Origin of the sequence: Pseudomonas sp. VE 267-6A (assembly GCF_024126555.1) — a bacterium.
Classification (GTDB): Bacteria; Pseudomonadota; Gammaproteobacteria; order Pseudomonadales; family Pseudomonadaceae; genus Aquipseudomonas; species Aquipseudomonas palmensis.
This window is the reverse complement of record NZ_JAMYBY010000005.1, coordinates 106,495-125,250: the sequence shown is the minus strand read 5'-3', so window position 1 is coordinate 125,250 and position 18,756 is coordinate 106,495. Positions and strand designations below refer to the sequence as shown.

General features: G+C 64.3%; 15 protein-coding genes. 10 read left to right on the top strand and 5 right to left on the bottom strand.

Annotated elements, in window-relative coordinates; all coding sequences use genetic code 11:
• Positions 1–156 precede the first annotated feature (156 nt).
• The 5 genes from moaE to NJH59_RS07210 all read right to left on the bottom strand — a co-directional run bounded on the left by moaE (position 157) and on the right by NJH59_RS07210 (position 4,267).
• Positions 157–603, bottom strand: coding sequence for a molybdopterin synthase catalytic subunit MoaE (gene moaE / locus NJH59_RS07230; protein ID WP_043861012.1), 447 nt, complete (start codon positions 601–603; stop codon positions 157–159).
• Between the two features lies 1 nt (position 604).
• Complete coding sequence (locus tag NJH59_RS07225; RefSeq protein ID WP_253086587.1) at positions 605–850, bottom strand: MoaD/ThiS family protein; 246 nt, start codon at positions 848–850, stop codon at positions 605–607.
• Positions 847–1,320 carry a cyclic pyranopterin monophosphate synthase MoaC gene (gene moaC, locus NJH59_RS07220; protein WP_043861010.1) on the bottom strand — a complete coding sequence of 158 codons (474 nt, stop codon included), beginning with the start codon at positions 1,318–1,320 and terminating at the stop codon, positions 847–849. The genes NJH59_RS07225 and moaC overlap by 4 nt, the downstream gene beginning before the upstream one ends.
• A 97-nt stretch (positions 1,321–1,417) precedes the next feature.
• A complete protein-coding gene (locus NJH59_RS07215) occupies positions 1,418–2,812 on the bottom strand; it encodes a PhoH family protein (protein ID WP_043861009.1) in 1,395 nt (464 codons plus the stop codon).
• Positions 2,813–3,148: 336 nt separating this feature from the next.
• Positions 3,149–4,267 carry a polysaccharide deacetylase family protein gene (locus NJH59_RS07210; protein ID WP_253086586.1) on the bottom strand — a complete coding sequence of 373 codons (1,119 nt, stop codon included), beginning with the start codon at positions 4,265–4,267 and terminating at the stop codon, positions 3,149–3,151.
• Between the two features lie 132 nt (positions 4,268–4,399).
• Between NJH59_RS07210 and yaaA the strand changes: the two genes are divergently transcribed.
• The 10 genes from yaaA (at position 4,400) to NJH59_RS07160 (ending at position 18,752) form a co-directional block, all read left to right on the top strand.
• Positions 4,400–5,179, top strand: coding sequence for a peroxide stress protein YaaA (gene yaaA, locus NJH59_RS07205; RefSeq protein WP_100633490.1), 780 nt, complete (start codon positions 4,400–4,402; stop codon positions 5,177–5,179).
• Positions 5,180–5,975: 796 nt separating this feature from the next.
• Positions 5,976–7,292: a nucleotide sugar dehydrogenase gene (locus NJH59_RS07200; RefSeq protein ID WP_104571967.1), complete on the top strand. Its 1,317-nt coding sequence runs from the start codon at positions 5,976–5,978 to the stop codon at positions 7,290–7,292.
• A 71-nt stretch (positions 7,293–7,363) separates the two neighbouring features.
• Positions 7,364–8,845 carry a mannuronan synthase gene (alg8, locus tag NJH59_RS07195; RefSeq protein WP_043861006.1) on the top strand — a complete coding sequence of 494 codons (1,482 nt, stop codon included), beginning with the start codon at positions 7,364–7,366 and terminating at the stop codon, positions 8,843–8,845.
• Positions 8,846–8,881: 36 nt separating this feature from the next.
• Positions 8,882–10,048 carry an alginate biosynthesis protein Alg44 gene (locus tag NJH59_RS07190; protein WP_043861005.1) on the top strand — a complete coding sequence of 389 codons (1,167 nt, stop codon included), beginning with the start codon at positions 8,882–8,884 and terminating at the stop codon, positions 10,046–10,048.
• Positions 10,049–10,151: 103 nt separating this feature from the next.
• Positions 10,152–11,540 carry an alginate biosynthesis TPR repeat lipoprotein AlgK gene (gene algK, locus NJH59_RS07185; RefSeq protein ID WP_253086585.1) on the top strand — a complete coding sequence of 463 codons (1,389 nt, stop codon included), beginning with the start codon at positions 10,152–10,154 and terminating at the stop codon, positions 11,538–11,540.
• On the top strand, positions 11,537–13,021 hold the full coding sequence (locus tag NJH59_RS07180; RefSeq protein WP_058540863.1) for an alginate export family protein: 1,485 nt from the start codon (positions 11,537–11,539) through the stop codon (positions 13,019–13,021). Before algK ends, NJH59_RS07180 begins: the two co-directional genes overlap by 4 nt.
• An 18-nt stretch (positions 13,022–13,039) precedes the next feature.
• Positions 13,040–14,599, top strand: a complete 1,560-nt coding sequence (gene algG, locus NJH59_RS07175; RefSeq protein WP_043861002.1) for a mannuronan 5-epimerase AlgG — start codon at positions 13,040–13,042, stop codon at positions 14,597–14,599.
• Between the two features lie 11 nt (positions 14,600–14,610).
• Complete coding sequence (locus NJH59_RS07170; protein WP_213606258.1) at positions 14,611–16,053, top strand: alginate O-acetyltransferase; 1,443 nt, start codon at positions 14,611–14,613, stop codon at positions 16,051–16,053.
• 7 nt (positions 16,054–16,060) lie between these two features.
• Positions 16,061–17,167 carry a mannuronate-specific alginate lyase gene (locus NJH59_RS07165; RefSeq protein WP_058541092.1) on the top strand — a complete coding sequence of 369 codons (1,107 nt, stop codon included), beginning with the start codon at positions 16,061–16,063 and terminating at the stop codon, positions 17,165–17,167.
• Between the two features lie 127 nt (positions 17,168–17,294).
• On the top strand, positions 17,295–18,752 hold the full coding sequence (locus NJH59_RS07160) for an MBOAT family protein (RefSeq protein ID WP_054914852.1): 1,458 nt from the start codon (positions 17,295–17,297) through the stop codon (positions 18,750–18,752).
• Positions 18,753–18,756 lie beyond the last annotated feature (4 nt).

Here is an 18,756-nt window from a genome sequence, read left to right as displayed (position 1 = left end):
GTTGGGGTGTGTTGCAAGACAGAGGAAAAAGCGGCGGGCACAAGGCAGCCTGGAACTATTTTGTACTTATAATTCCATACTGGACTTTTGTGTATTAATTTTCAACCGATTCGCGGCACCGCACCGTTGCAGGAGCCAGCCTTGCCGGCGGGGCGTCTACCAACGCCCCGCCGCGTCCGCATCACTCTGGCGCCCCTCGACCCAGCGCGGCCCCTCGCCGGTCTGCTCCTTCTTCCAGAACGGCGCGCGGGTCTTGAGATAGTCCATCACGAAGTCGCACGCCTGGAACGCCGCCTGCCGGTGCGCACTGGCTACACCCACGAACACGATCGGCTCGCCCGGCTGCAATGCGCCGATACGGTGCAGCACTTCGACCTTGAGCAAAGGCCAGCGCTGCTCGGCCTCCAGCACGATCTTGGCCAGGGCCTTTTCGGTCATGCCCGGGTAATGCTCCAGGAACATCCCCGCCACCTCGCGACCGTCGTTGAAGTCGCGCACATAGCCGACAAACGACACCACCGCGCCCACCCCGACGTTGGCCGCGTGCATCGCATTGGTCTCGGCGCCGGGGTCGAACGCGCCGGCCTGCACTCGAACGCCCACCTCAGCCCCCGGTCACGGGCGGAAAGAACGCCACTTCGTCGCCGTCGGCCACCGGCTCCTCGAGCCTGCACAACTCCTGGTTGCGCGCGCACATCAGGTTCTGCTCGCCCAGCATCGCGTACCCCTCCCCGCGTGCCAGCAGGGCCTTGCGCACATCGTCGACGCTGTCGAACGGCCCGTCGAGGCGTTCGCCGTCGCTGTCCAGCGCCTCGCGATACCGCGCGAAATACACCACGTCGATGTTCATGGCGCCTCCACCTGGTAGTGCCCGCTCTTGCCGCCCAGTTTTTCCAGCACACGCACGCTGTGGATGGTCATGCCCCGGTCCACCGCCTTGCACATGTCGTAGATAGTCAGCGCCGCCACACTGGCGGCCGTCAGGGCCTCCATCTCGACGCCGGTCTGCCCGGCCAGCTTGCAGCGCGCCACGATATGCACCGTGTCGTCGCCTTCGCCAACCAGCTCGAGCTTGACGCTGGTGAGCATCAACGGGTGGCACAGCGGGATCAGATCGCTGGTCTTCTTTGCCGCCTGGATGCCGGCAATGCGCGCCACGGCAAACACGTCGCCCTTGGGGTGGCCGCCAGCCACGATCATCTGCAAGGTTTGCGGGAGCATGCGCACCCGCGCTTCGGCCACCGCCTCGCGCGAGGTGACGGCTTTGTCGGTGACGTCGACCATGTTGGCCCGACCTTGGGAATCGAGATGAGTCAGCACAGGGTTACTCCTGATCAGGAGCACCGATTGTAAACCCAGGGGTCAACATTAGGCAGCGGAAAAAACCGGGCGGCGCAAGGCCGCCCGGTGGCAGGGGTTACAGGTGGGATTCGGCGTATTCGGCCAGGACCGAACGCGGCACGCCCTGCAGGGTGATGTGCACGCCGTTGGGGAAGTCCTTGAAGCGCTCGGTCAGGTAGGTCAGGCCCGAGCTGGTGGCGGACAGGTAAGGGGTGTCGATCTGCGCCAGGTTGCCCAGGCAGATCACCTTGGAACCGGCCCCGGCACGGGTGATGATGGTCTTCATCTGGTGCGGGGTGAGGTTCTGGCATTCGTCGATCAGGATCAGGCTCTGCTGGAAGCTGCGACCGCGAATGTAGTTGAGCGACTTGAACTGCAACGGCACGCGCTCGAGGATGTACTCGACGCTGCCATGGGTGTTTTCGTCGTCCATGTGCAAGGCTTCGAGGTTGTCGGTGATCGCCCCCAGCCAGGGCTCCATTTTTTCCGCTTCGGTGCCCGGCAGGAAGCCGATTTCCTGGTCCAGCCCCTGCACGCTGCGGGTGGCGATGATGCGCCGATAGCGCTTGCTGACCATCGTCTGCTCGATGGCTGCGGCCAGTGCCAGGATGGTCTTGCCCGAACCTGCGGCACCGGTGAGGTTGACCAGGTGGATGTCGGGGTCGAGCAGGGCGAACAGCGCCAGGCCCTGATGGATGTCACGCGGTTTCAGGCCCCAAGCTTCCTGGTGCAGCAGTGGCTCCTGATGCAGGTCGAGCAGCAGCAACTCGCTGTCACGGATGCCCTTGACCCAGCCGACGAAGCCCTGCTCGTCGATGATGAACTCGTTGATGTGAACCGCCGGCAGGTTGTCGGCCAGCTGCACGCGGTGCCAGGTGCGCCCGCGCTCCTGGCGGGTCTCGACCTTGTTGACGCGGTCCCAGAACGAGCCGCTGACCGAATGGTAGCCCTTGGGCAGCAACGAAACGTCGTCGACCAGCTGATCGGTACTGTAGTCCTCGGCGGCGATACCGCAGGCGCGGGCCTTGAGGCGCATGTTGATGTCTTTGGTCACCAGCACCACGTCCAGTTCCTTGCGCCGGCTACGCAGCTCGAGCAACTGGTTGATGATGATGTTGTCGTTGAGGTGTTCTGGCAGCAGCCGGTTGGGTTCGGCGCGTGGGGTCATCAGGATCGACAGGAAGCCCTTGGGGCCGCTCTTGCCGCGCTGGATCGGTACGCCCTGCTCGACATCCTCGGGCGTGGCATCGCCCAGGGTCTGGTCGATCAGACGAATGGCCTGGCGGCATTCGGCGGCGATCGTGTGTTTGCCGGTCTTGAGTTTGTCGAGCTCCTCGAGCACGGTCATCGGCAGCGCGACGTGGTGTTCCTCGAAATTCAGCAAGGCGTTCGGATCGTGAATCAGAACATTGGTATCGAGCACGTAAAGGATTGGCTGGTTGGAAGAAACGTTACGTCCTTGATCATCCATACTCGGTCACCTTTGTAGGGGCCAGACGACGCAATACCTGGGCGGTGCTGCGCCGCGAAGTGACCGCCGGTCTCCCCCTGGCCGCGTCGTTACGGTAGGGAAGCTGCGAACAAAGGAGGGGCCATTAGTACGCCACCTGTGCTGCAGGGTTCGGCGGTCTGACTTCTTGATACCGCAAAACCCGTGACGATAAAAAGCGTTTTTACGTTTTTTTGAAGTTTATTTTTCGTTGTGCGGTCAAGCCCTTGGCGTGAGCCGCAAGCACCACTACAGTTAATGATCAAACCCCGATGAACGCCTGGCGATTTTTCCGCCGGGTGCCGCCGCGCCCAGCGATTACGGGGTTTCGGCAAATTCCCTGCAGTTGCCCCAGCCAATCCCGCTCTGGGCCGTGTGCTGCAGCAACCAGTCGATCGCCGCCTGGGCCCTGGGCTGGCCGTCATGAAACTGGATCACCCCGCGGCGCCACAGCAGCATCAGGCTCAGCACCCGCTGCGCCGACTGCTCGGCATTCAACCCGGCCTGGTCCTGGGCGTCGATATCCCACAACATCACCTGCAGCTGCTGGCCGGCAAAAAACGCCGCACTGTCGGCGCGGCGCTGCCCGTAGGGCGGGCGAAACAGCGGCACGAATGCCTCGGGCAGGCTGCTCTGCACCAGTGCCCGGCTGGAGACCACCGAGTCCTGCCAGCCGGTCCACTGCGCATGCGAGCTGTACTGCCAGCCCTGCAGCCCCACGCACTGCCCGGCATACAGTTGCTGCAGCGCCGCGGCCGAGGTCTGGTCGCGGCGCGCCTGCAGGTTCTTGCCCACCACGAAGAACAGTCCGCCAAGCTTCTGCCGACGCAGGTAGTCGGTCAGCGCCTCGGTAGCCGGCCCCGGGCCGCCATCGAAGCTGAGCACGAACAGCCGGTCGTTGAGTGCCTGGCCATCGCGCTCCTGGTCGGAAAACCGCTCCACCTCGCTGGAGGTCTGGGTAAACAGCGCCGCCTTGCGCAATTGCTCGTTCAGGTAGTACTCGTGAAAACGCCGGCTTGGCTGCGCCCAACCGGCGTAGAACGAATCGTCTGCAACACTGAACTTGCCCGCCTGCTGGCGCAGGTCCGGCAGGCTGTCGATGGCGTAGCAGAACGAGGCGTCCTGCTCGCAGCTCTGCTGGGCCAGGTCATAGTTGCGCCACAGCCGCTGCCACAGGCGCTGACGCAAGGCATTCAGCGTCACCAGGTTGACCTGGCGAAGGTTCAGGCGCTCGGCCAGCTGCGCCTCGCTCAGGGCCTCGCTGTCATACAGCACGCGGGCAAAGCTGAGGATTTCGGCACGCGAGGCCACATCGAACAGGGCCGGGGTGTCGAGTTGTTCGGGCCACACGCTGCGGTCGAACCGGGCCAGCTCGACCGGGGCAGCGTGCACCAGCGTGCTCAGCAGGCCGGCCAGTAAAAGAAGGGCTATGCGCACGATCACACTCTCCATTTTCTCGCCGCGCACTATAGCGCCAAGCGCCGCCAGGGTCTTGGCTATTGGCGCGATAGCTGGAGATCGGCGCCCCCCGCCCGTAGAATCGACGCCACGATTCAAGGAGCCGACCTCATGCTGACGGTGATCTCACCCGCCAAGACCCTCGATTACGACACCCCGCCCGTTACCCAGCGGCACACCCTGCCGCAATACCTGGACGACTCCCAGGAACTGATCCTGCAACTGCGCGAACTTTCGCCGCAGCAGATCAGCGACCTGATGCACCTCTCGGACAAGCTGGCCGGCCTCAATGCCGCGCGCTTCGGCAGCTGGACCCCGAACTTCACCCCGGCCAACGCCAAGCAGGCGCTGCTGGCGTTCAAGGGCGACGTGTACACCGGCCTGGATGCACAGAGCCTGAGCGAAGACGACTTCACCTATGCCCAGCAGCACCTGCGCATGCTGTCGGGGCTGTACGGCCTGCTGCGTCCGCTGGACCTGATGCAGCCCTACCGGCTGGAGATGGGCACCAAGCTGGCCAACGCCCGCGGCAAGGACCTCTACGCCTTCTGGGGCACGCGCATCAGCGAGTGGCTGAACCAGGCGCTGGCCGAACAAGGCGACGACCTGCTGCTGAACCTGGCCAGCAACGAGTACTTCTCGGCGGTCAAGCGCAGCGCGTTGAAGGCGCGGGTGATCAACACCGAGTTTCGCGACTTCAAGAATGGCCAGTACAAGATCATCAGCTTCTATGCCAAGAAGGCGCGGGGCATGATGACCCGGTTCGTGACCCAGGAGCGCATCAACGACCCCGAGCGGCTCAAGCAGTTCGACGTGCAGGGCTACTACTACAGTGCCGAGCAGTCCAAACCGGACAACCTGGTGTTCCTGCGCGACCACCCGGCCGAGTAGAAAGCATCGCGGGTCACCCCGCTCCCCCCGGGATCACCTGAATCCTTGCGGGCGCGGGCTTGACTCGCGATGGCGTCCTCACAGCCCGCCAGTCGCCAATCCCGTGGCGCCAAAAAACCACCCCCTCTAGCCCTATCGCCAAACGTCATAAGACCGTTCGTAGTTTTCTGACGAAATATCCTGAAATTTTTTTTCATGCTGGCATAAAAACATCCCCTTGCAAGTTTGCCCTACAGACACGGGACGAAACTGCCGTGTGCTATCAAAGTGAAAGTATCGTCAACTGTTGAAATATTAAAAAATCCTTCACGGCGACTCGGGCGAGCCTGGAACTTATCCCCTTGAGGCTCGCTCATACCACCGGTACGGATTATCTCGTGATGGGTGTGAGAGATGACGTACATGACAAATGGACAGTATCAGGAAGTTTTGAAAGCACTTTTTTGTCCGCGCAATTGTTCGACAAGATTACGCGTCCAAGCCAGGAGAGAGCACCCTTAAAAATCGTCCTAGTGGTTGATTTCAAAGGATTTAATCCACTTGAAATAACAAGCACAGCAGTACGCGCAGTGGGTACTGCAATAAAGACGGATACCGTCCAGGGCTCACCCCCTAATGTAAATGGCCATTAGCCGCCAACTTGAGTGCCTTTTATTTTTCGCACTCCAATTTAATTTGCCTGCCGGCAGTTAGCGGTTTAACCGTGACACTTCCGTGCACCCTGAATTTGCTGGTCAACCAACCCGGTCTGGCGCTTAGTTGTGCGCCGACATGATAAACACATGAGGTGAATGCGATGCGTATTAGCATCTTTGGTTTGGGTTATGTAGGTGCGGTCTGTGCGGGCTGCCTGTCCGCCCGGGGCCATGAAGTGATCGGCGTGGATGTATCGGCGACCAAGATCGACCTGATCAACCAGGGCAAATCCCCCATCGTGGAACCGGGCCTCGAAGCCCTGTTGCAGCAAGGCATTGCCAACCAGCGCCTGCGGGGCACCACCGATTTTGCCCAGGCCATTCGCGACAGCGACGTGTCGATGATCTGCGTCGGTACGCCGAGCAAGAAGAACGGCGACCTGGGCCTGGAATACATCGAGTCGGTGTGCCGCGAAATCGGTCTGGTACTGCGCGACAAGAGCAGCCGCCACACCATCGTGGTGCGCAGCACCGTACTGCCGGGCACCGTCAAGAACGTGGTGATCCCGATTCTCGAAGACTGCTCGGGCAAGAAGGCCGGCGTCGACTTCGGCGTGGCGGTCAACCCCGAGTTCCTGCGAGAAAGCACCGCGATCAAGGACTACGACCAGCCGCCCATGACTGTCATCGGCGAACTCGACCGCGCCAGCGGCGACGTGCTGCAGGCCCTCTACGAAGAGCTCGACGCCCCGATCATCCGCAAGGACATCGAAGTGGCCGAGATGATCAAGTACACCTGCAACGTGTGGCACGCCACCAAGGTCACCTTCGCCAACGAGATCGGCAACATCGCCAAGGCCTGCGGCGTCGATGGCCGCGAAGTGATGGAAGTGGTGTGCCAGGACAAGGCCCTGAACCTGTCGCAGTACTACATGCGCCCAGGCTTCGCCTTCGGCGGCTCGTGCCTGCCCAAGGACGTGCGCGCCCTCACCTACCGCGCCGGCAGCCTGGACGTGAAGGCGCCGCTGCTCAACTCGCTGATGACCAGCAACGAGTCCCAGGTGCAGAACGCCTTCGACATCATCGAAAGCCACGACAAGCGCAAGGTTGCCCTGCTGGGCCTGAGCTTCAAGGCCGGCACCGACGACCTGCGCGAGAGCCCGCTGGTGGAACTGGCCGAACGCCTGATCGGCAAGGGCTACGAGCTCAACATCTACGACAGCAACGTCGAGTACGCCCGCGTGCACGGCGCCAACAAGGACTACATCGAGTCGAAGATCCCCCACGTCTCGTCTCTGCTCAACGCCGACTTCGAGCAGGTGGTCAACCACGCCGACGTGATCGTGCTGGGTAACCGCGACGAGAAGTTCCGTGCGCTGGCGCAACAGGCCCCGGCCGGCAAGCAGGTCATCGACCTGGTCGGCTTCATGGGCAAGCCGACCTGCCCCACCAGCCGCACCGAAGGCATCTGCTGGTAACAGCAGCCACTGCACGGGGTCGCCCCAGCCCCGTGCAGTTCCTTCCCATTCATTCGCTACGGATGCACACCATGCAAAGGCTCAAGCACGGCCTGCTACAGGTCGCCGGATGGCTGTTCTACGTGAGCCTGCTCATGCTGATCGCCCTGGCCTTGCCCAAGACCGTTTTCGACCCCGACTCCAAGGACTTCATCTTCCTCATCGGCGCTGTCGGAATCTGGCGTTATTCCATGGGTGCCACGCACTTCGTGCGGGGCATGCTGTTCCTCTACATCGTCTACCCGATGCTGCGACGCAAGGTGCGCAAACTGGGCAGCGCGGCCGACCCGTCGCACGTGTACCTGATGGTCACCAGCTTTCGCATCGACGCCCTGACCACCGCGCAGGTGTACAGCTCGGTGATCCGCGAGGCAATCGACTGCGGCTACCCCACCACCGTGGTCTGCTCGCTGGTGGAAATGAGCGACGAACTGCTGGTGAAAAGCCTGTGGGCCAAGTTCAACCCGCCCGACCGCGTGGCCCTGGACTTCGTGCGCATCGCCGGCACCGGCAAGCGTGACGGCCTGGCCTACGGCTTTCGCGCCATCTCGCGCCACCTGCCCGACGAGAACGCAGTGGTCGCGGTGATCGACGGCGACACCGTGCTCGGCGAAGGCGTGGTAGCCAAGACCGTGCCCTGGTTCAAGCTCTACCCGAATGTCGGTGGCCTGACCACCAACGAATTCTGCGAAGTGCGCGGCGGCTACATCATGAGCGAGTGGCACAAGCTGCGCTTTGCCCAGCGCCACATCAACATGTGCTCGATGGCCCTGTCCAAGCGCGTGCTGACCATGACCGGGCGCATGTCGGTGTTCCGCGCCGCCGTGGTGACCAACCCCGAGTTCATCAAGGACGTCGAGAACGACTCGCTGCAGCACTGGCGCCTGGGCCGCTTCAAGTTCCTCACCGGCGACGACAAGTCCAGCTGGTTCAGCCTCATGCGCCTGGGCTACGACACGTTCTACGTGCCGGATGCGGCGATCAACACGGTCGAGCACCCGCCGGAAAAGAGCTTCATCAAGGCCAGCCGCAAGCTGATGTACCGCTGGTACGGCAACAACCTGCGCCAGAACTCCCGAGCCCTGGGCCTGGGCGTTCGCCGCCTCGGCCTGTTCACCAGCGTGGTGCTGTTCGACCAGCGCGTGTCGATGTGGACCAGCCTGCTCGGGCTCACCGTGGCGCTGATCGCCAGCCTCAAGTTCGGCCCTGCCTTCCTGCTGGTGTACCTGCTGTGGATCGGCATCACCCGCCTGATCCTGACCCTGATGCTGATGTGCTCGGGGCATGCCATCGGCCCGGCCTACCCGCTGATTCTCTATTACAACCAGATCGTCGGCGCAATCATGAAGATCTACGTGTTCTTCCGCCTCGACAAGCAGTCCTGGACCCGCCAGCCCACTGCGCTCAAACGCGACCTCGCGAGCTTTCAACAATGGTTCAACACCTGGTCTTCGCGGACCATGACCTTCTCGGCAGCCAGCATCTTCGTCGCTGTGCTGTTCATGGTCGTGTGAGCCGCCGCCCTACGGAATAAACAGGAACATATCGCCATGAATACCGCCGTGAATGCCAATGTCGTGCATGAGTCCGAAGCCCAGCGTCAGCACGCCCGGGTAAAGATCCCCGCCAAGCTGCGCTACCTGGGGGCCAACCGCGAGACCCTCGAAGTCAAGGTCGAGGACCTCTCGGCCGGTGGCCTGAGCTTCTACACCCGCCACCCGCTGAAGGTCGGCGAAGTGGTGCGCGGCCGCCTGCAGTTCGTGGTCGACAACCTGGGCCTGGCCATCGACATCGAGTTCCAGGTGCGCTCGCACAACGTCGCCGACGGTCGTACCGGCGTGCAGTTCCAGAACCTGGAACAGCGCGACATCGCCACCCTGCGCCACATCATCACCTCGCACCTGTCGGGCGAGCTGATCAGCATCGGCGACGTGCTCAGCACCCTGCAACGCGACAACTTCACCAAGGCGCGCAAGCAGAAGGACACCGGCGGCGGCCTGAGCGCCTTCGGCCGCCTGCGTGCGGTCACCTTCAGCCTCGGCGTGTTCGTGGTTGGCGTGGCCGCGTTCGGCTTCATCGCCAAGTCGGTGTACGGCCTGTACTTCGTCAGCCATGCCGAGGCCGGGGTGGTCAGCGTCCCCACCACCAACGTCACCATGCCGCGCGACGGCACCGTGCAGAGCCTGGTGAAGGCGGACGGCCCGGTGGTCAAGGGCGCGCCGCTGGCCTCGTTCAACACCAGCATGCTCGACCTGCTCAAGGGCCACCTGGACGACCAGCAACTGGAGCCGGCGCGGGTCGAGGAACTGTTCGGCAAGCAGCTCAGCGGCACCCTCACCAGCCCGTGCGACTGCGTGGTGGCCAGGCAACTGGTGGATGACGGGCAATACGCGAGCAAGGGCGCAGTGATCTTCCAGCTGATCCCGCGCACCACCAACCCGATCATCGAGGCCCGTTTCAGCTACCGCCAGTTCGACGAAGTGCAGCCCGGCACCCGCGTCAACTTCCAGGTGGCCGGCGAAGACGACGTGCGCCAGGGTCGCATCGTCAGCAGCACCAGCCAGAACAGCGACGACCTGTCTTCGGACATTCGCGTGCAGATCAAGCCGGATGCGCCGATGCCCAGCGAGCTGGCCGGGCGCCCGGTGTCGGTCAACAGCGACCGGGGCCCGTCGATGGACTGGCTGATCGACAAGGCCGTGGCCCGTGGGCTTTGAAGAGGACATGCCGGTGACTACCCAACACACCGCGATCCCTGTAGGAGCCGGCCTTGCCGGCGAATCGTGCAGCCCCCTTCGCCGGCAAGGCCGGCTCCTACCGATGGGTGCACTGGCCCTGGCCGTCAGCCTGGCCGGTTGCGCCGGCCTGCCCGACCAGCGCCTGGCCAACGAAGCCCTCAAGCGCGGCGACACCGCCCTGGCCGAGCGCAACTACCAGCAACTCGCCGACCTGGGCTACAGCGAGGCCCAGGTAGGCCTGGCCGATATCCAGGTCGAAACCGGTGACCCGGCCAAGCTCAGGCAGGCCGAGGCCACCTACCGCGCCGCCGCCCGCACCTCGCCCCGCGCCCAGGCCCGCCTCGGCCGTCTGCTGGTGGCCAAGCCCGACAGCAGCGAGGCCGAGCGCCACGAGGCCCAGGGCCTGCTCAAGCAGGCCTTCGCCGCCGGCGAAAGCAACACCCTGATCCCGCTGGCCATGCTCTACCTGCAATACCCGCAGAGTTTCCCCGACGTCGATGCCCAGCAGCAGATCGACCAATGGCGCGCCGCCGGCTACCCCGAGGCGGGCCTGGCCCAGGTGCTGCTGTACCGTACCCAGAACACCTACGACCAGCACCTGGACGAGGTGGAACGTATCTGCAAGGCCGCACTGGCCAGCACCGACATCTGCTATGTGGAACTGGCCAGCGTGTACCAGAAGCGTGCCCAGCCCGAACAACAGGCCGCGCTGATCGACCAGCTCAAGGCCGCCTATGCCCGCGGTGCGGTACCGGCCAGCCGGGTCGACAGCGTGGCCCGCGTACTGGCCGACCCCAGCCTGGGCCAGACCGACGAGAAAACCGCCCAGGCCCTGCTCGAACAGGTCGCACCGAGCAACCCCGCGTCCTGGGTCAGCCTGGCGCAACTGCTCTACAGCTTCCCCGAGCTGGGCGACAGCGACCAGTTGCTGGCCTACATCGACAAGGGCCGCGAGGCCGCACAACCGCGCGCCGAGCTGCTGCTGGGCCGCCTCTACTACGAAGGCAAGGCCGTGCCGGCCGACGCGAAAAAAGCCGAGACGCACCTGCAGTCCGCCGCCGATGCCGGCGAAATCAGCGCCCACTACTACCTCGGCCAGCTCTACCGCCGTGGCTATCTGGGCCAGGTCGAACCGCAGAAAGCCGTCGATCACCTGCTGCGCGCCGCCCGTGGCGGCCAGCTCAGCGCCGACTACGCGCTGGCCCAGCTGTTCAGCGAAGGTCGCGGCATTCGCCAGGACCTGGTCAACGCCTGGGTGTTCGCGCAACTGGCGCAGGCCAACCCCAGCGAGCAATCGACGGCAATGGCCGGCGAGCTCGACCAGCAGCTATCCGCCCCGCAGAAGGCCCAGGCCCAGCGCCTGTTGCAACAGGAGCGCCAGGCCCGTGGCGCCATGGGTCAGGGCCCCGGCGCCCAGGCCATGCAGGCCCTGCAGGACACCACCGAACAAGACGGCGAGGAATCCCTATGACACTCAACCCGTGGATGAAGGCCGGCCTGGGCCTGGGCTGTGCCCTGCTCTGGTCGTGCCCGACCCTGGCCGCGATGACCGCCGAGAAGAACTTCGGCCTGGAAGTGAAAGTCACCGGCCAGTCCGAGGATGACCGCGACCTGGGCACCCGCTCCGGCGGCGACGTCAACGGCCTGGGCCTGGACCTGCGCCCCTGGGTGTATGGCGAGCGCGGCAACTGGAGCGCCTACGCCATGGGCCAGGCGGTCACCGCCACCGACACCATCGACACCGACACCCTGCGCCAGGCCGACGACGACAGCCAGGTCGAAACCCGCCGCGCCAGCGGCCGCGAGCAGGACAAGAGCTACCTGGCCATGCGCGAGTTCTGGGTCGGCTACAGCGGCCTGACCGCCTACCCCGGCGAGCAACTGCGCCTGGGCCGCCAGCGCCTGCGCAGCGACGACGGCATGTGGCGCGACACCAACATCGAGGCGCTGAACTGGACCTTCGACACCACCCTGCTGCGCGCCAACGCCGGCGTGGCCCAGCGTTTCAGCGAGTACCGCACCGACCTCACCGACCTGGCCCCCGAAGACAAGGACCGCCTGCACGTCTACGGCGACGTGGCCGCGCAATGGACCCCCGGCCACTGGGTCGGCCTGCGCGCGCACCACACCCACGACGACGGCAAGCTGAAGAACCCGGGCGAGACCCTCGACCCGCTGGACAAGACCCGCAACGGCGACCTCACCTGGCTGGGCCTTGAGGCCAACAGCGACGCCTACAACTGGCGCAACCAGAACACCGTCAACTACTGGGGCAGCGTCACCTGGCTCACCGGCGACCGTGATCGCCTGAGCGCCACCACCCTGGCCAACGGCGACCAGCTGGCCACGCAAAAGCAGAGCGGCGATGTCAACGCCTGGGCCACCGACCTGGGCATCCGCCTGCGCCTGGACCCCAACTGGCAGGTCGGCGCGGCCTATGCCCGCGGCAGCGGCGGCGGTGGCAGCGACGGCTCGGGCAACTTCGAACAGACGGGCCTTGAGAGCAACCGCTCCAACTTCACCGGCACCCGCTCGCGTGTACACCGCTTCGGCGAGGCCTTCCGTGGCGAGCTGGGCAACCTGCAGGCCGCCACCCTGTTCACCTCCTGGCAACTGCGCGACGACTACGACGCAAGCCTGGTGTACCACAAGTTCTGGCGCGTCGACGGCAAGCAGAACATCGGCAGCAGCGGCATCAACGCCGTGGTCGATGATGACGGCATCAACCGCCCGCTGATCCAGGGCGAAAAAGACCTCGGCCAGGAGATGGACCTGGTGGTCACCAAGTACTTCAAGCAGGGCCTGCTGCCGGCCGCGCTGAGCCAGTCGATCGACGAACCGTCGGCACTGGTGCGCTTTCGCGGTGGGGTGTTCAAGCCAGGCGACGCCTATGGCAAGGAAGCGGACTCGTACATGCACCGCGCCTTCATCGACGTGATCTGGCGTTTCTGATGCCTGGAGTGCATTGACATGAACCTTTACCCGCTCAACACGCTGATCGCCGGCAGCCTGCTGCTGGCCAGCAGCATCGCCCTGGCCAACGGCCTGCCCGTGGCCAGCCCGGCCAAAGAGCTGCAGCACGCCAAGACCTACACCGTCAGCAGCGCGCCGATCGAGCCGTTGCAGATCCCGGCGCCGACCCTGCCCGACCTCAGCGGCTACACCGCCGAAGCGGTGCAGGCCAAGATCCAGCGTGCACGCAAGGGCAAGGTCACGGTACGCCGCATGCTGCAGGAAGACGCCCTCAAGGAGTTCATCGGCGGCGACAACAAGATGGCCGAATGGGTAGCCCGCCAGCACGGCATCCCGCAGGCGATCTTCGTCGATGACGGGCATGTCGACTTCACCGAGCTGAGCAAGCACGTGCCGGCCCAGTACCTGCGTGAAACCGCGCCGGGGGTATACCTGTCGCGCCTGCCGATCGTGGTGGGGCAAAAGGGCGTGCTCGAGATCGATGCCAAGGTCAAGGAACTGCGCCTGTCCCAGGAAGGCGGTGCGTTCATCGTCAACGACGGCAAGCTGTTCGTCAGCGACACCCGCGTCACCGGCTGGCGCGAAAAGGACAACGGCCCGGCGACCTTCCGCACACCCAAGGAATTTCGCCCGTTCCTGCTCTCGTGGGGCGGCACCGAGACCTACATCGTCAACACCCGCATGGCCAGCTTCGGCTATGCCCAGAGCAAGTCCTACGGCGTGAGCATTTCGCAGTACACGCCCAACATGGCCAAGCAGATGGGCCGCCCCGAACCCACCGGCTGGATCATCGGCTCCGAGTTCAGCGACATGTGGTACGGCTTCTACTGCTACGAGACCAGCGACTTCGTGGTCAAGGACAACACCTACCGCGACAACATCGTGTACGGCATCGACCCCCACGACCGTTCGCACCGCCTGATCATCGCCGGCAACACCGTGCATGGCACCAAGAAGAAGCACGGCATCATCGTCTCGCGCGAGGTCAACGACAGCTGGATCATCAACAACAAGAGCTACGACAACAAGCTCTCGGGCGTGGTGATCGACCGCAACAGCGTCAACAACCTGATCGCCTACAACGAGATCTACCGCAACCACACCGACGGCATCACCCTGTACGAAAGCGGCGACAACCTGATCTGGGGCAACAAGGTCATCAGCAACCGTCGCCACGGCATCCGCGTGCGCAACAGCGTGAACATCCGCCTGTACGAAAACCTCGCCATGGCCAACGGCCTGGTGGGTGTGTACGGGCACATCAAGGACCTGTCCGATACCGACCGCGACATCGACCTGGACCCGTTCGACACCAAGGTGTCGCTGATCGTGGTGGGCGGTGAGCTGGCGGCCAACGGCAGCGGCCCGCTGTCGATCGACTCGCCCCTGAGCGTGGAGCTGTACCGGGTGTCGATGCTGGCCCCGAGCAAGTCCAGCGGCATCAGTTTCTCCGGGGTGCTGGGCGATCGCCAGGACGAGATTCTCGACCTGATGGTACGCCAGGGCAAAGCCGTACTGATCGACCCGGTCGAACGCCAGACCGACATGGCGGATTGAGGAAACCTGACATGACCCCACACCTGATGAAACTGCTTGGCCTGAGTGCGGCGCTGCTGGCGATCAGCAACGGCGTGCGTGCCGACGAGGTGCAGGCGCCCAGCTTCACCGCCCAGCCGTGCTGCCAACTGTGCCCCGAAGCCCACGATGCCAGCCGCTACACCACCCGCTACCAGCAGAACTTCACCACCCTGGTGCAAGCCCAGGGCGACTGGCTGTTCCGTACCCGCGAAGACCTGCGCACCGAATTCAGCACCACCCCGGCCGGCTACAAACGCCTGCAGCAGGTGCACGATGCGTTCAAGGCGCGCGGCGTGGAACTGGTGGTGGTGTACCAGCCCACCCGTGGCCTGGTGAACCGCAACATGCTCAACCCGGCCGACAAGGCCGCGTTCAACTACGAGAAGGCCCTGCGCAACTACCAGGCCATGCTCAAGCGCTTCGCCCAAATGGGCTACAACGTGCCCGACCTGTCGCCGCTGACCAACGAACAGTTGCCGGCCGCGCAGCAGGGCAAGGACTTCTACTTCCGCGGCGACCAGCACTGGACGCCCTATGGCGCCGAGCGTGCGGCAAAAATCGTGGCCGACACCGTGCACAGCATGCCGGCCTTCGCCGACATCCCGCGGCGTGAATTCGAAAGCCACACGTCCGGCCGCATGGGCAAGACCGGCACCCTGCACAACGTCGCCGGCCAACTGTGCGGCACCAGCTACGCGGTGCAGTACATGGACCAGTTCGTCACCGAGCCCAAGGGCGAGAGTGGCGGCGACGACCTGTTCGGCGACTCGGGCAACCCGCAGATCACCCTGGTGGGCACCAGCCACAGCGGCAAGAACTACAACTTCTCGGGTTTTCTGCAGCAGTACATCGGCGCCGACGTGCTCAACGTCGCGTTCCCCGGTGGCGGCCTGGAAGGTTCGATGATCCAGTACCTGGGCAGCGAGGAGTTCCAGAACAACCCGCCCAAGATCCTGGTGTGGGAGTTCTCGCCGCTGTACCGCCTGGACCAGGAAACCATCTGGCGCCAGATGCTCGCCCTGCTCGACAACGGCTGCGAAGGCAAGCCTGCGCAGATGAGCGTCAGCACCTCGCTCAAGCCGGGCACCAACGAGCTGCTGGTCAATGGCAAGAACGGCGTGATCAAGAACCTGGTCAACGGCCGTCATCAACTGGACATCCAGTTCGAAGACAAGTCGGTCAAGACCTTGCAGGCCACCCTGTGGTACCTCAATGGTCGTCACGAGGACCTGAAGATCGAAAAACCCGAAACCTCCGACACCGACGGACGCTTCGCCTTCCAACTGCGCGAGGACGAGGACTGGGCCAACCAGACCTTGCTCGCGGTGGAAGTGCAGGGTCCCGAAAGCGGCAGCCAGAAGGTCCAGGCCAGGCTGTGTACACGCAACCCGATCGCCGGCGCCGGGCAGCATGCTGCCCAGGCCGGCCTGTGAGGCGCACATGACATCCATCCGCACCCTTGCCACCCCCGCCCTGCTCGCCCTGGCCCTGTTCGGCCCGGCGGTGCAGGCCGGCGGGCTGGTCCCGCCGCAGGGCTACTACGCCGGCATCGAGAAACCCAAGACCAGCCCCAACGACTTCACCTGTGAGGCCGTGCCCAAGCCCTACACCGGCGCGCTGCAGTTTCGCAGCAAGTACGAAGGCTCGGACAAGGCCCGCGCGACGCTGAACAAGGCATCCGAACAGGCCTTTCGCGATTCCACCGCCAGCATCACCACGCTGGAGCGCGGGGTCAGCAAGCAGGTGATGCAGTACATGCGCGACGGCCGCCCGCAGCAGCTGGACTGCACCCTGCAGTGGCTGGGCACCTGGGCGCAGGCCGATGCGCTGATGTCCACCGACTACAACCACACCGGCAAGTCGATGCGCAAATGGGCGCTGGGCAGCCTGAGCTCGGCATACCTGCGCCTGAAGTTCTCCAACGCACAGCCACTGGCGGCGCACCAGGCCCAGGCCGAACAGATCGAGAAATGGTTCGCGCGCCTGGCCGAGCAGACGGTCAAGGACTGGAGCGACCTGCCGCTGGAAAAGATCAACAACCACTCGTACTGGGCCGCCTGGTCGGTGATGGCCACGGCGGTGGCGACCGATCGCCGCGACCTGTTCGACTGGGCCGTGAAGGAGTACCGCGTGGGTGCCAACCAGGTCGATGCGCAGGGCTTTCTGCCCAACGAGATGAAGCGCAAGCAGCGCGCCCTGGCGTACCACAACTACGCACTGCCGCCGCTATCGATGATCGCCAGCTTCGCCCAGGCCAACGGCGTGGACCTGCGCCCGGAAAACAACGGCGCGCTCAAGCGCCTGGGCGAGCGGGTGTTGTCCGGGGCCAGAGACCCGAGTGCGTTCAAGGCGCGCAATGGCCAGAAGCAGGACATGGACGATCTGAAGATCGACAGCAAATACGCCTGGCTTGAGCCGTGGTGCAGCCTGTACCAGTGCGACGCCGATGCGCTCAAGCGCAAGCACGCGATGCAGCCGTTCAAGAGTTTCCGCCTGGGCGGCGACCTGACGCGCGTCTACGACCCGCAGGCAGAACAGAAGAAGTAGCAACGACCGCAATCCCTGTGGGAGCGGGCTTGACCCGCGATGCTTTTGATCTGGTTCCCCCGCAATTTCAGCGGGGGGTTTGGGGGGCTGCTGCCCCGATTGTGGATAACGACAAGGAGAGATCGGGATGGTGTTCTCGTCCAATGTGTTCCTGTTCCTGTTCCTGCCGATCTTTCTCGGCCTGTACTACCTGAGCGGGCAACGCTACCGCAACGCCCTGCTGCTGCTGGCCAGCTACGTGTTCTACGCCTGGTGGCGGGTGGACTTCCTGGCGCTGTTCGCCGCGGTCACCCTGTGGAACTACTGGATCGGCCTCAAGGTGGGCGCCGCCGGCGTGCGCACCAAGCCGGCCCAGCGCTGGCTGCTGCTGGGGGTGGTGGTCGACCTGGGTATCCTGGGCTACTTCAAGTACGCCAACTTCGGCGTCGACAGCATCAACGCGATCATGACCTCGTACGGCCTGGAGCCGTTCATCCTCACCCACATCCTGTTGCCCATCGGCATCTCGTTCTACATCTTCGAGTCGATCAGCTACATCATCGACGTGTACCGCGGCGACACCCCGGCCACCCGCAACCTGATCGACTTCGCCGCGTTCGTGGCGATCTTCCCGCACCTGATCGCCGGCCCCGTGCTGCGCTTTCGCGACCTGGCCGACCAGTTCAACCACCGCACCCACACCCTGGACAAGTTCTCCGAAGGGTGCACGCGGTTCATGCAGGGCTTCATCAAGAAGGTATTCATCGCCGACACCCTGGCGGTGGTCGCCGACCACTGCTTCGCCCTGCAGAACCCGACCACCGGCGACGCCTGGCTGGGCGCACTGGCCTACACCGCGCAGCTGTACTTCGACTTCTCCGGCTACAGCGACATGGCCATCGGCCTGGGCCTGATGATGGGCTTTCGCTTCATGGAGAACTTCAAGCAGCCGTACATCAGCCAGTCGATCACCGAGTTCTGGCGGCGCTGGCACATCAGCCTGTCCACCTGGCTGCGCGACTACCTGTACATCACCCTGGGCGGCAACCGCGGCGGCACCTTCGCCACCTACCGCAACCTGTTCCTGACCATGCTGCTGGGCGGCCTGTGGCACGGCGCCAACTTCACCTACATCATCTGGGGCGCCTGGCACGGCATGTGGCTGGCGATCGAGCGCGCACTGGGCCTGGACACCAACCCGCAGCGCTTCAACCCGGTCAAGTGGGCCTTCACCTTCCTGCTGGTGGTGATGGGCTGGGTGATCTTCCGCGCCGAAAACCTGCACGTGGCCGGGCGCATGTACGGCGCCATGTTCAGCTTCGGTGAATGGCAGCTGTCGGAGCTCAACCGCGCCAGCCTCACCGGCCTGCAAGTGGCCACCCTGGTGATCGCCTACCTGAGCCTGGCGTTCTTCGGCCTGCGCGACTTCTACCGCAACGCCAAGCCCACGGCCAAGGCCAGCCCGGTGGCCGTGCATGGCGACGGCAGCGTGAGCCTGGACTGGGGCCTGTACATGACCCGCGCGCTGGTGCTGCTGCTGTTCGTGGCCTCGATCCTCAAACTCTCGGCGCAAAGCTACTCGCCGTTCCTCTACTTCCAGTTCTGAGCGA

Coding starts and splice junctions, on each gene's coding strand:
- NJH59_RS07200 (WP_104571967.1), top strand. CDS start 5,976: ATGCGTATTAGCATCTTTGGTTTGGGTTATGTAGGTGCGGTCTGTGCG.
- algG (WP_043861002.1), top strand. CDS start 13,040: ATGAACCTTTACCCGCTCAACACGCTGATCGCCGGCAGCCTGCTGCTG.
- NJH59_RS07180 (WP_058540863.1), top strand. CDS start 11,537: ATGACACTCAACCCGTGGATGAAGGCCGGCCTGGGCCTGGGCTGTGCC.
- yaaA (WP_100633490.1), top strand. CDS start 4,400: ATGCTGACGGTGATCTCACCCGCCAAGACCCTCGATTACGACACCCCG.
- algK (WP_253086585.1), top strand. CDS start 10,152: ATGGGTGCACTGGCCCTGGCCGTCAGCCTGGCCGGTTGCGCCGGCCTG.
- NJH59_RS07215 (WP_043861009.1), bottom strand. CDS start 2,812: ATGGATGATCAAGGACGTAACGTTTCTTCCAACCAGCCAATCCTTTAC.
- NJH59_RS07225 (WP_253086587.1), bottom strand. CDS start 850: ATGAACATCGACGTGGTGTATTTCGCGCGGTATCGCGAGGCGCTGGAC.
- NJH59_RS07165 (WP_058541092.1), top strand. CDS start 16,061: ATGACATCCATCCGCACCCTTGCCACCCCCGCCCTGCTCGCCCTGGCC.
- NJH59_RS07190 (WP_043861005.1), top strand. CDS start 8,882: ATGAATACCGCCGTGAATGCCAATGTCGTGCATGAGTCCGAAGCCCAG.
- alg8 (WP_043861006.1), top strand. CDS start 7,364: ATGCAAAGGCTCAAGCACGGCCTGCTACAGGTCGCCGGATGGCTGTTC.
- NJH59_RS07170 (WP_213606258.1), top strand. CDS start 14,611: ATGACCCCACACCTGATGAAACTGCTTGGCCTGAGTGCGGCGCTGCTG.
- NJH59_RS07160 (WP_054914852.1), top strand. CDS start 17,295: ATGGTGTTCTCGTCCAATGTGTTCCTGTTCCTGTTCCTGCCGATCTTT.